General features: G+C 56.9%; 10 protein-coding genes. 4 read left to right on the plus strand and 6 right to left on the minus strand.

Going from position 1 to position 12282, the window contains the following annotated elements; genetic code table 11:
• Positions 1–11: 11 nt before the first annotated feature.
• Complete coding sequence (locus tag ACHH0Z_RS07800; protein ID WP_045410471.1) at positions 12–2114, minus strand: TonB-dependent siderophore receptor; 2103 nt, start codon at positions 2112–2114, stop codon at positions 12–14.
• Between the two features lie 112 nt (positions 2115–2226).
• Positions 2227–2481 carry a GlsB/YeaQ/YmgE family stress response membrane protein gene (locus ACHH0Z_RS07805; RefSeq protein ID WP_023293926.1) on the minus strand — a complete coding sequence of 85 codons (255 nt, stop codon included), beginning with the start codon at positions 2479–2481 and terminating at the stop codon, positions 2227–2229.
• Between the two features lie 208 nt (positions 2482–2689).
• Between ACHH0Z_RS07805 and ACHH0Z_RS07810 the strand changes: the two genes are divergently transcribed.
• Complete coding sequence (locus ACHH0Z_RS07810) at positions 2690–3421, plus strand: flagellar brake protein (RefSeq protein WP_008502663.1); 732 nt, start codon at positions 2690–2692, stop codon at positions 3419–3421.
• Positions 3422–3460: 39 nt separating this feature from the next.
• On the opposite strand, the gene emtA is transcribed toward ACHH0Z_RS07810, so the two are convergent.
• Entirely contained in the window at positions 3461–4072 is a 612-nt protein-coding gene (gene emtA / locus ACHH0Z_RS07815) for a membrane-bound lytic murein transglycosylase EmtA (RefSeq protein WP_045410473.1), read from the minus strand.
• Positions 4073–4179: 107 nt separating this feature from the next.
• Here emtA and ldcA point away from each other — a divergent pair, with 107 nt between their 5' ends.
• Together ldcA and ACHH0Z_RS07825 are read left to right on the plus strand one after the other, a co-directional pair.
• The gene (gene ldcA, locus ACHH0Z_RS07820) at positions 4180–5094 is read left to right on the plus strand and encodes a muramoyltetrapeptide carboxypeptidase (protein WP_045352240.1); all 915 of its coding nucleotides are present in this window, start codon (positions 4180–4182) and stop codon (positions 5092–5094) included.
• A gap of 97 nt (positions 5095–5191) precedes the next feature.
• Positions 5192–6925 carry a potassium/proton antiporter gene (locus ACHH0Z_RS07825; protein WP_045410475.1) on the plus strand — a complete coding sequence of 578 codons (1734 nt, stop codon included), beginning with the start codon at positions 5192–5194 and terminating at the stop codon, positions 6923–6925.
• Positions 6926–7019: 94 nt separating this feature from the next.
• On the opposite strand, the gene dadX is transcribed toward ACHH0Z_RS07825, so the two are convergent.
• Together dadX and ACHH0Z_RS07835 are read right to left on the minus strand one after the other, a co-directional pair.
• Positions 7020–8090: a catabolic alanine racemase DadX gene (gene dadX / locus ACHH0Z_RS07830; protein ID WP_008500515.1), complete on the minus strand. Its 1071-nt coding sequence runs from the start codon at positions 8088–8090 to the stop codon at positions 7020–7022.
• A 9-nt stretch (positions 8091–8099) separates the two neighbouring features.
• A complete protein-coding gene (locus tag ACHH0Z_RS07835; protein ID WP_008500514.1) occupies positions 8100–9398 on the minus strand; it encodes a D-amino acid dehydrogenase in 1299 nt (432 codons plus the stop codon).
• 321 nt (positions 9399–9719) lie between these two features.
• Between ACHH0Z_RS07835 and ACHH0Z_RS07840 the strand changes: the two genes are divergently transcribed.
• Entirely contained in the window at positions 9720–11252 is a 1533-nt protein-coding gene (locus ACHH0Z_RS07840) for a SpoVR family protein (protein ID WP_023293929.1), read from the plus strand.
• 116 nt (positions 11253–11368) lie between these two features.
• Here the strand turns inward: ACHH0Z_RS07840 and fadR are convergent, their stop codons facing one another.
• Positions 11369–12088, minus strand: a complete 720-nt coding sequence (gene fadR / locus ACHH0Z_RS07845; RefSeq protein ID WP_008500512.1) for a fatty acid metabolism transcriptional regulator FadR — start codon at positions 12086–12088, stop codon at positions 11369–11371.
• Positions 12089–12282 lie beyond the last annotated feature (194 nt).

The following is a 12282-nucleotide window of genomic DNA, read 5'->3' on the forward strand; positions in this document are numbered from 1 at the left end:
CAGGGCCTTGCTCAGAAACTGTAACTTGCCCCAAGCTGATACGTTCTGTCCCGCCCAATCCAGCAGTTGGTCGCGTCGTAGCAGGTCAGCGTCTCTTTGTTGGTGATGTTCTGCGCGCTGGCTTTAAGCGTTAGCCCGGCCAGCGAAGGCAGAATTTCGCCCATCCGGTAGGATGCCGACAAATCGTACTGCGTGCTGCCGCCCAGTTTACCCGCATCGTTAGCCGGTGAGATTTCCATTGGCCCGGTGTAGCGTGCGCCCGCGCCCAGCATCAGCCCTTTCAGCGGCGTGTTTTCAAAGGTGTAATCCCCCCAAAGGTTGAAGGCATTCTCCGGCACCTGCGTTGGACGTTTACCTTTGTACTTGTCATCTTCCGTATTGATCGCGTGGGTGTAGGCGTAGTTGGCAATCAGCGTCAGGTTGTCCGTCGGGCGGCTGATGGCAGACAGTTCCGCCCCTTTGGATTCCACTTCCCCGGTCTGACGATAGTTCAGGAAGCCCGGATCGGAGGTGACGACATTTTTCTGACGGATGTTGAACACCGAGGCGGTAAAGGTAGTGGCGTAGTCGGCCAGCAGATATTTCACGCCGCCCTCCACCTGCTTGCTGGTGGTCGGTTTGACGTCTTTCGCCACGAGCGTGCCCTGCGGCGACACCGGCGCAAAACCTTCGGAATAGCTGATAAACGGCGAAATCCCGTTATCAAAGGCGTAAAGCGCGCCCAGACGTTTGGTGACGCGATCCTGAGAGACCCAGTCCTTATCACCGTTTTGCAGATAATTGGTGGTGACGGAGCGATAATCATCGTAACGCAGGCTGGCCAGCAGATTTAACCCGCCAAACTCCACCTGATCCTGCAGGTAATAGCCGTTCTGCTGATAGCTCAGACGGTTTTTCTGAGCGGTATACAGCCCTAATGCGCTTTCGCTGATTTGCGAATAGTCAGGATTGCGCATATCCATGCCCGGCGTGGTCGACGCGTAACGGTAGTGGAAATGGGAGTTCAGCTTCTGATAGTCAAACCCGGCCAGCAGATGGTGTTGCCAGTCACCGAGCGCCACGGTTTTGGTCACCTGGTTATCGATGTTGAAGCTCTGCAGATCTTCATCGGTGGTGTAGGCAAAACGGTTGAGCTGATAAACCTCGCTTCCCGTGCCCGTTGCATAGACGCTGCGCTGGTGCGTGTCGACGTCGAAATAGCGCGCCTTCTGGTTAAAGCCCCAGCCGCTGTCAAACTCATGCTCAAAGCTGTAGCCCAGCATCCACTGACGCTGCTTAAACCCGCTCCACTCATCACCGGCGTAATCGCGCTTGCCCGCGTATGTCGAGCGCAGGTAGGCGATCGGAAGCGGGTTAGACGGCGTCAGGCTCGGGGAGTTCTGCGCCAGCGCATCCAGGGTGAGGCGGGTTTTGCTGTCGGGTTGCCAGGTGACGGACGGGGCAACCAGGTAGTTTTCATACCGGGTGGTGTGCGGCTGATCGTCATTTTCCGTCGCTTTCCCCAGCAGGCGGTAGTTCCAGTCGCTGTTGGCAATCTGCCCGGTTGAGTCGAGATAGCCCTCTTTCAGGTTGCGGTTGCCGGTGTTAAAACCGAATTCGGTTCGCGCTTCCCGCTGCGGCTTTTTACTCTGGATATTCACCAGCCCGCCCGGCGAGCCGCCGCCGTAGAGAACCGATGAGGGGCCTTTCAGGATATCAACGCTGTCAATCAACAGCGGATCGATGCGCGCTTTGGTATTGCCGGTGACGTTATAGGGTAACTGCAGCCCGTTGTAGAACTCCTGGTCGACGGTAAAGCCACGAATTTTATATTCGCTCATGTAGGAGGTATTTCCCCGCACTTCGGTTGAAACGCCCGGCGCATAGCGAAGGATTTCATTCACGGAATTCGCATGGCGCTTGTCAATTTCCGGCGCAGAGAGGGTCGTGATGACCTGCGGCGTTTTACTTTCAGCTACGGCCGATTTCGTGGCGCTGTTCGTCCAGGCCGGCAGCGCGCTGCCCTGCTCTGCGCCCGTTACGACGATAGTGGATTCTTCGGCGAATGCCGGAGCGTGCAGTGCGAGCGTGATGGCGCCTGCCAGGGCGCAAAGCGTAAAACGAGAGGGAGTCATAATGTCGTCTTGTTGTTAGATGCAATACGGAACGACAATTATTATCATTTACATTAACAAATCAATACTCAGGTAAAAAAACGGCCCTCCGCAGAGAGCCGTTTACGTTATCTTATGCTCGTCGCAGTAACCTGAATACGCCCAGCACCACAATGGCACCCACGACAGCGACCAGAAAACTGTGCAGGTCAAAACCACTTATGTTGCCTCCGAAGCCAAACATCGTCGCCAGCCAGCCGCCCACAACCGCACCAACGACCCCGAGTACACAGGTCAAAATAAAGCCGCCGCCATCGTTTCCCGGCATGATCAATTTCGCGATAGCGCCAGCAATAAGACCAAAGATAATCCAGGCGATGATACCCATAGCGATGCCCTCTTGCAGGTTTAACGCATGTGCAGAAAACCATCTGCACAGCTAACTTAAGTATAGGTCATCGCCGGAAAATCATTTTCTTGTCACCGACTTATCTTTGCCTGAACAGGCAAAAAAAACTCACCGGTTTGTATTAAGTTTCATTGCAGATTGCCGATAACGCTAAGACAGTCTGTCATCTATCAAGGAGCCATCCGGCGTGAGTCATTACAGTGAGCAGTTCCTCAAGCAAAATCCGCTGGCTGTATTAGGGGTATTACGCGACCTGCAAAAAGGTGAAGTGCCGCTGCGCATCAGCTGGTCGAATAATCAGTTCATCAGTAAGATCCTTGACGCCTCGCAGGAGCGGCTGGTGATTGATTTAGGCAGTCAGGAGTATGAAAACCGCGCGGCGCTGAAGGCGGAGAATATCGCCGTGATGGCCGAAACGCAGGGCGCAAAAGTAGAGTTTGTCCTGTCGCGACTGGAACTGAGCGAATACCAGGGGCTGCCGGCCTTTGTGACCCCGCTTCCCACTAATCTTTGGTTTGTCCAGCGTCGTGAATATTTCCGCATCAGCGCCCCGCTTCACCCTGCCTACTTCTGCAAGGCTAAAATGCCGGACAAAAAAGAGATTCGCTTCCGTCTCTTCGATCTGTCGCTGGGCGGTATGGGCGCGCTGATGGATACGCCGAAGCCTGACGGACTGGTAGAGGGCATGCGGTTCACGCAAATCGAGCTGGATATGGGGGGCTGGGGGCGCTTTTATTTCGATGCACAGCTGATTGCCATCAGCGAACGCACCGTCGTGGACAGCAAAAATGAAACGATCACCACGCCGCGTCTGAGCTTCCGTTTCCTCAACGTCGGACCTGGCGCTGAGCGCGAACTGCAGCGCATTATCTACTCCCTGGAGCGGGAGGCGCGCGAACGCGCAAATAAAGTTCTGTAAAAAAACATCGGGCAGCGTGACCGCCGCCCGTCTGCGGTATTACATGGCATCCATCGCTTTCTGCACTTTCCAGATATAACGAGGCGCCTGTGGTGCCGGGTGATTTTTCACCACATGCTCAAAGAATTCGTCTTTGTCCATGCCGTTAATCTCTTCTATCGCCTCTTTGCGGTCAGAGGAGAAGGTTCTCAGCAACGCGCCGGCGCCGTTAACGTAAGACACCACCAGCGCGTACTGCATGACCTCCGGATCCTGAATCCCCTTCAGCACGCCATGCTCCATGATGCTCAGATAGGCCGTGCCCATTGAAATGTTGCGCTCCGGGTTCTTCAGCTCGCTGGTCGACGGCTGGCCGCTCCAGCCCATGTAGCGGTATACCTCTTTCCCCGCCGTTGACGCTTTAAGCTGCATCAGCCCCACCGCGTTCGACTTGCTGACAAGCGTGGGGTTACCGCCGGACTCCACCGCAATGATCGCCGTGATGAGACGCGGACTGACGCCCCAGGCTTTCCCGGCTTGTTCACTGATCGGCATCCACTGCATCGCCCGCTTCACCGGCACTTCCGGGTTCCAGGGCGGGTTTTGATAATCATGTTTTGAACTACAGCCAGCGAGCAACACAATCAAAAAAGCAAACCATCTCAATTTCACGTCATCTATCCTTATAGCCGGTCATCGCGGTGCGCCGCCCCTTGAAGCAGGCGGCGTATACGCGGCATGATATAGACAATTAGTTTCTCATTCAGCAAGGAATTGCCATGTCTCAGATTCATCTCATCGCGCCGTCGGGCTACTGCATCAACCAGGACGCGGCGCAGCGGGGCGTTCAGCGTTTGCTGGAATCGGGCCACCAGGTAGAAAATCAGACGATTATCCCCCGCCGCCAGCAGCGTTTTGCCGGTACCGAAGCGCAGCGGCTGAATGATATCAACAGCCTGGTGAACCTGAAGGGTGAAAACCGGATAGTGCTGGCGGTGCGCGGCGGATATGGCGCGAGCCGGCTGCTGGAGAGCATTGACTGGCAGGGCCTGGCGGAGCGTCAGCAGCAGGATCCGCTGCTGATATGCGGCCACAGCGATTTCACCGTCATCCAGCTTGGGCTGCTAGCGCTGCATAACGTCATCACCTTCAGCGGCCCGATGCTGGCCGGTAACTTCGGCGCGCCGGAGCTGGAAGCGTTCACCGTGGAACATTTCTGGCGCGCGCTGCGTAATCCCACCTACAGCGTCGAGTGGCAGGGGAATGGACCGCACTGGGAATGCGAAGGTCAGCTCTGGGGCGGCAACCTGGCGATGCTGGTTTCGCTCATCGGCACCCCGTGGATGCCGAACATTGAAAACGGCATTCTGGTGCTGGAAGATATCAACGAACATCCGTTCCGCGTCGAACGCATGCTGTTGCAGCTCTATCATGCCGGTATTCTTGAGCGCCAGTCCGCGATTGTGCTGGGCAGCTTCAGCGGCGCTGCCCCGAATGACTATGACGCGGGTTACTCCCTGGAAACCATGGTTGAGTTCATTCGCTCGCGGCTGGATATTCCGGTGATCGCCGGTCTGGACTTCGGTCATGAGCAGCGCACCGTGACCCTGGCGCTGGGGGCGCACGCCTCCCTGCTCCATAATGATTCCGGCTCCCGGCTGACCATCAGCGGCCATCCTGTCATAAAGGCATAAAAAAGCCGTTATACCCCCTTAATAAAACGCTGTTGCCGTCGTTAATATGTTAGGGTTTTAGTAACAGCGTTAACATTGAGGTGGGAGTAAGAGAACATTGGATGCCGCAGCGATAATCAGCCTTTTCATTCTGGGTTCGGTCCTTGTAACCAGCAGTATTTTATTAAGTTCATTTTCATCGCGTCTCGGCATACCTATTCTTGTTATTTTCCTCGCCATCGGCATGCTGGCCGGCATTGATGGCATTGGCGGTATCCCTTTCGATAACTACCCTTTCGCCTACATGGTGAGTAACCTGGCGCTGGCGGTGATCCTGCTGGACGGCGGGATGCGCACTCAGGCGAGCTCCTTCCGCGTGGCCTTAGGGCCCGCGCTGTCGCTCGCGACGGTCGGCGTGTTGATTACCTCCGGCCTCACCGGAATGATGGCCGCGTGGCTTTTCCATCTGAATATCATGGAAGGGTTGCTGATAGGCGCCATCGTGGGCTCAACCGATGCGGCAGCGGTGTTTTCCCTGCTCGGCGGTAAAGGGCTTAACGAACGCGTTGGCTCCACGCTTGAGATTGAATCCGGCAGCAACGACCCGATGGCGGTGTTTCTCACCATCACGCTGATTGAGATGATCCAGCAGCACGAGACGGGGCTCAGCTGGATGTTTGCGTGGCATATCCTGCAGCAGTTCGGGCTGGGGATTGTTATTGGCCTGGCGGGGGGATACCTCTTACAGCAGATGATCAACCGCATCTCGCTGCCCGCGGGGCTTTACCCGCTTCTGGCCTTGAGCGGCGGTATTCTCATTTTTGCCGTTACCACGGCGCTGGACGGCAGCGGCATTCTCGCCGTCTACCTCTGCGGGTTCCTGATGGGCAACCGCCCTATTCGCAACCGCCATGCCATTTTACAGAACTTCGACGGCCTGGCATGGCTGGCGCAGATCGGCATGTTCCTGGTGCTCGGTCTTCTGGTTACCCCATCGGACCTGCTGCCCATCGCCGTTCCGGCGCTGCTGTTGTCTGCGTGGATGATCTTCTTCGCCCGTCCGCTGTCGGTATTTGCAGGCCTGCTGCCGTTTCGCGGCTTCAACCTGCGCGAGCGCGTCTTTATCAGCTGGGTGGGTCTGCGCGGCGCGGTTCCGATTATTCTTGCGGTCTTTCCGATGATGGCCGGTCTGGATAACGCCCGGCTGTTCTTTAACGTGGCTTTCTTCGTGGTGCTGATTTCGCTGCTGTTCCAGGGAACGTCCCTCGGGTGGGCGGCGAAAAAAGCCAAAGTCGTGGTCCCTCCCGTGGGCTGGCCGGTTTCCCGCGTGGGGCTCGACATTCATCCGGAAAACCCGTGGGAGCAGTTCGTCTATCAGCTGAGCGCCGACAAATGGTGCGTGGGCGCTTCGCTGCGCGATTTGCACATGCCGGCCGAAACGCGCATTGCCGCCCTGTTCCGCGACAATGTCCTGTTGCACCCTACCGGCAGCACACGCCTGCGCGAAGGGGATATTCTCTGCGTGATTGGCCGCGAGCGTGACCTGCCCGCGCTGGGCAAGCTGTTCAGCCAGTCGCCGCCGGTGGCGCTGGACCAGCGTTTCTTCGGCGATTTTATTCTGGAAGCCAGCGCCAGGTTTGCCGATGTGGCGCTGATTTACGGCCTGGATGAAGGTGCTGAAGACGGAGATAGCCAGCAAACGCTGGGCGAAATCATCCAGCAGCGGCTTGGCGCTGCCCCGGTCGTGGGCGATCAGGTAGAGTTTGCCGGGATGCTCTGGACGGTAGCAGAGAAAGAAGATAACGCGGTAAGGAAAGTCGGTTTGAGGCCGATGGAAGAGGAAGCGGAGTAGCGGTTTTTTTGCCGGGTGGCGGCTTCGCCTTACCCGGCAAAAAAAACCTCGAGCGTAGGCCGGGTAAGCGTTAGCGCCACCCGGCAAACATACGTTACACCGTCACAACCGGCACCCTCGGTGCCAGGGCACACATCAGTTCATACCCTACCGTGCCCGCCGCGGCCGCCACGTCATCAATTTTGATTTCGTTACCCCACAGCTCGACCGGGGAACCGATACCCGCCTGCGGGCATGGCGTCAGGTCAACGGCCAGCATATCCATAGATACGGTGCCTACCGTTCCCGTGCGGACTCCATCTACCCACACAGGCGTACCGGTCGGCGCAATGCGCGGGTAGCCGTCGGCATAGCCACCCGCCACGATACCAATCCGCTGCTCGCCCTTTGCCCGATAGCGGCTACCGTAGCCCACCGTGTCGCCAGCTTTCAGGGTCTGCACGCCAATGATTTCACTGCGCAGGGTCATTACCGGCTTCAGGCCGCTGTTGGCGATATCCTGCCACTGCCCCGAGGGCGACGCGCCGTACAGAACGATCCCCGGACGCACCCAGTTGTAATGCGCCTCGGGATGCCACAGCGTGGCCGCCGAGTTGGACAGCGAGCGCGGGCAGTCCAGCCCTTCTGCGGCCTGCTCGATGCGGACCATGGCATCGGCGATACCGTCCGGTTTTTCCGCGTCGGCAAAGTGTGCCATCAGCGTCATTTCACCCACGTTCTTCAGGGCGCGCAGCTGCTGCCAGACCGTATGCACCCGCTCAGGCTGGAAGCCCAGGCGGTTCATGCCGCTGTTGACCTTGAGATAGATATCCAGCGGCGCGTGGAGCTTCGCATCCTGAATCGCTTTGATCTGCCAGTTGCTGTGAACGCTGGTGGTCAGCCGGTACTTATCCAGCAGCGGCAGATCGTCGGCGTGGAAGAAGCCCTCCAGCAGCAGTATGGGCCCTTTCCAGCCGCGCTCGCGCAGCAGAATGGCCTCTTCAAGATTGAGTAACGCAAAGCCATCGGTGGCGCTCAGCGCGCTCCAGATACGGTCAATGCCGTGGCCGTAGGCATTCGCTTTCACCACCGACCACACGCGTGCGCCAGGTGCTGCCCGGCGAACAATCTGCAGGTTATCCTTCAGGGCCTGCAGGTTCAGCTGAGCGAGAACAGGACGGGACATGACAACTCCTTAGTTATGCGCGCCGTGCAGGTGCTGTGGACGCGACGGCGTAAACCCCGATTGATAGCGCGCGACACTGAGATCGTCAAACGGAATGGCCGGCGTGCGTCCGGAAATCAGGTCGCTCAGCAGCTGCCCGGAGCCGCAGGCCATCGTCCAGCCAAGCGTACCGTGCCCGGTATTGGTCCACAGGTTTTTGAACGGCGTGCGCCCGACAATCGGCGTGCCGTCCGGCGTCATCGGACGCAGGCCGGTCCAGAAGGTCGCCTGCTCGACAAAGCCACCGCGCGGGAAGAGGTCCCCTACCACCATCTCCAGCGTTTCACGACGCGGTTTCAGCAGTTCGGTGTTGAAGCCGACAATCTCCGCCATGCCGCCTACGCGGATGCGGTTATCGAAGCGGGTAATGGCGATTTTGTAGGTTTCATCCAGAATGGTAGAAACCGGTGCGCCGCTCTCCTCTTTTACCGGAATGGTCAGCGAGTAGCCTTTTAGCGGGTAGACCGGAATATCGAGAATGCCTTTCAGCATGGCGGTGGAGTACGAACCAAACGCCATGACGTAGGCATCCGCTTTGATCACCTCTTCGCCACACTTCACGCCGTAAATTTTTTCCCCTTCCGACAGCAGCTTGTCGACAGAGGTGTTGTACCGGAATTTCACCCCCGCCTGCTCGCACATCTGCGCCAGACGCTGCGTAAAGAGCTGGCAGTCGCCGGTTTCGTCATTCGGCAGGCGCAGGCCGCCCGTCAGCTTATGCGCCACTTCCGCCAGCGCAGGTTCAACCTGACCAAGCTGGCTGGCTTCCAGCAGCTGATACGGTACGCCAGCATCTTCCAGCACGGCGATATCGCGGGTGGCGTTTTCATACTGTTGTTCGGTGCGGAACAGCTGGAGCGTTCCGCCCTGACGGCCTTCGTACTCAATCCCGGTTGAGGCGCGCAGCGCTTTCAGGCAGTCGCGGCTGTATTCCGCCAGGCGCACCATGCGCCCTTTGTTCTCCATGTAGTGGCGGGTGTCGCAGTTGCGCAGCATCTGCCACATCCACTTCAGCTGGAACTGCGTGCCGTCAAGGCTGATGGCCAGCGGCGCGTGGCGCTGGAACATCCATTTAATCGCTTTCAGCGGAACGCCCGGTGCTGCCCACGGTGCCGCATAGCCCGGAGAGATTTGCCCGGCGTTCGCCGCGCTGGTTTCCAGCGCGGGGCCTGACTCACGATCGATAACGGTGACGTCATGTCCCGCCTGACTTAAATACCAGGCGCTGGTTACCCCAACGACACCACTTCCCAGTATGACAACACGCATAGCCACTCCATTATGTGCAAAAGAACAATCTTCTAATTACAGATTGATAACCTAGTTGAAAATATTATTCAACATACGACTTTTTTATGGTGACTTACCTCACACATCCCCCAGCATCAGGGGATAGTGCTAATTTGGCATCTCCTGCTGCGCGTTATTTTTAACCAGCATAAAATGCTGAGAGACACCGTTTTATTGCCGTATCAAAAACGCGAAATCGCAAAGAAAAAATTTCTGCCTCAGCACGCTTTTTAACACGTTGATCTATGCTTGAAAGGAGGCTCTCCAGACAGAGAGAGCACCCACAACGAGGGCGCGCTAATGGCTACTATTGATTCCCTGAACAAGGACAACACACGTCTGAGCGATGGACCCGACTGGACCTTCGAGCTGCTGGATGTTTACCTCGCCGAGATCGACCGGGTCGCAAAACTGTATCGCCTGGATACCTATCCCCATCAGATTGAAGTCATTACGTCCGAACAGATGATGGACGCCTACTCCAGCGTCGGGATGCCGATCAACTACCCGCACTGGTCGTTTGGTAAGAAATTTATCGAAACGGAGCGGCTGTATAAGCACGGGCAGCAGGGTCTGGCGTATGAGATCGTCATTAACTCCAATCCGTGTATCGCCTATTTAATGGAAGAGAACACCATTACCATGCAGGCGCTGGTGATGGCGCACGCCTGCTACGGGCATAACTCCTTTTTCAAGAATAACTATCTGTTCCGCAGCTGGACGGATGCCAGCTCCATCGTCGATTACCTGATCTTCGCCCGTAAATACATTACCGACTGCGAAGAGCGCTACGGCGTGGACGAAGTGGAAAAACTGCTCGACTCCTGTCACGCGCTGATGAACTACGGCGTTGACCGCTACAAACGTCCGCAGAAAATCTCCCTGCAGGAGGAGAAGGCCCGGCAGAAAAGCCGCGAAGAGTATCTGCAAAGCCAGGTGAACATGCTGTGGCGCACCCTGCCGAAGCGTGAGGAAGAAAAAACGATCGCCGAAGCGCGGCGTTATCCGTCCGAGCCACAGGAAAACCTGCTCTATTTTATGGAGAAGAACGCCCCGCTGCTGGAGCCGTGGCAGCGTGAGATCCTGCGCATCGTGCGCAAGGTGAGCCAGTATTTCTACCCGCAAAAACAGACGCAGGTGATGAACGAAGGCTGGGCGACCTTCTGGCACTACACCATTCTCAACCACCTGTACGACGAGGGGAAAGTCACCGAGCGGTTCATGATGGAGTTCCTCCACAGCCATACCAACGTGGTGTTCCAGCCGCCCTATAACAGCCCGTGGTACAGCGGGATTAACCCCTATGCCCTTGGCTTCGCCATGTTCCAGGACATTAAGCGTATCTGTCAGTCGCCGACGGAAGAAGACAAGTACTGGTTCCCGGATATCGCCGGATCTGACTGGCTGGAAACGCTGCACTTTGCGATGCGCGACTTTAAGGATGAGAGCTTCATCAGCCAGTTTATGTCGCCGAAGATCATGCGTGACTTCCGCTTCTTCACCGTGCTGGACGACGACCGCAACAACTATCTGGAGATCTCCGCAATCCACAACGAGGAGGGTTACCGTGAGATCCGCTCTCGCCTCTCTTCCCAGTACAACCTGAGCAATCTTGAACCCAACATTCAGGTGTGGAACGTGGATTTGCGCGGTGACCGCTCCCTGACGCTGCGCTATATCCCGCACAATCGCGCGCCGCTGGATAAAGGGCGTAAAGAGGTGCTGAAGCACGTGCATCGCCTTTGGGGCTTTGATGTTCAGCTGGAGCAGCAGAATGAAGACGGGAGCGTCGAGCTGCTTGAACGCTGCCCGGCGCGGTTGAATACGCTTTAGTCCAGCCTTTTTTGCCCGGTGGCGCTACGCTTACCGGGCCTACAAGACCCGTAGGTCGGGTAAGGCGTAGCCGCCACCCGACGAAAAAAAACCTCTCACACGAGAGGTTTTTTATTTCAGCGGCTCTGAATCGCCAAATCACCCGGCAGCGTTTTCTGCATACGGTGCCAGATTTCACCGGAATCGTGACCGTAGCGGCGCACCGTCTCATACACCTGATCGTGCAGACCTTCGGAGCACAGCTTGCTCAGCTTATGGTAAAAGCCCAGCGCCAGGCTGCGGGCTTCGGGATTGGCAAAGTAGTGGCGGCCAATGCGGGTGTAGAGTCCCTTCATACCGTTGAGGATCAGACCATACACCGGGTTGCCGGAGGCAAACGCCAGCCCACGGAAGACGTTGTAATCGAGGGTGGCGAACGCGTCGGCGTGATCTTCCACCTCGTTGGCACTGGCCAGCACCGCAAGCGCATCTTCCGGATGCTGGCGGAAAGCCGTACGAATAAAGATCGTCGCGATGTTGGTGCGAACGGAGAGCAGATTATCAATGAGCTGCGGCACGCTTTCATGATCGAGACGCGCCAGCGTTTCAAGAATGTTCAGCCCGGAGGTTTCCCAGAAGTTGTTCACTTTTGTTGGCTTGCCGTGCTGGATCGTCAACCAGCCATCGCGCGCCAGTCGCTGAAGCACTTCACGCAGCGTGGTGCGAGTGACGCCAATCAGTTCAGAGAGTTCGCGTTCAGCCGGAAGAATGGACCCCGCAGGGAAACGATTATTCCAGATGCTTTCAATGATGTACTCTTCCGCGAAACCCGCCGGGCTCTGCGCCTTAATGACCATAGTGAGATTTCCATTACACAGCTTTAGCAAATTGGACTCATCATACCAGAGGCGTGCAGTGGCAGGTAGCGCGGCAAAGAGAGAAAAGAGGGATCGCCGTTTCATTTTTGTGAAATTTACAATGCAGTCTTATCCGCGTCTGGACCGTGAATTTTGCGTATACTGATGTTTTGTCTTACTTGACGGGGAAGGAC

The organism is Enterobacter cloacae complex sp. 2024EL-00227 (assembly GCF_043945315.1).
GTDB lineage: Bacteria > Pseudomonadota > Gammaproteobacteria > Enterobacterales > Enterobacteriaceae > Enterobacter > Enterobacter roggenkampii.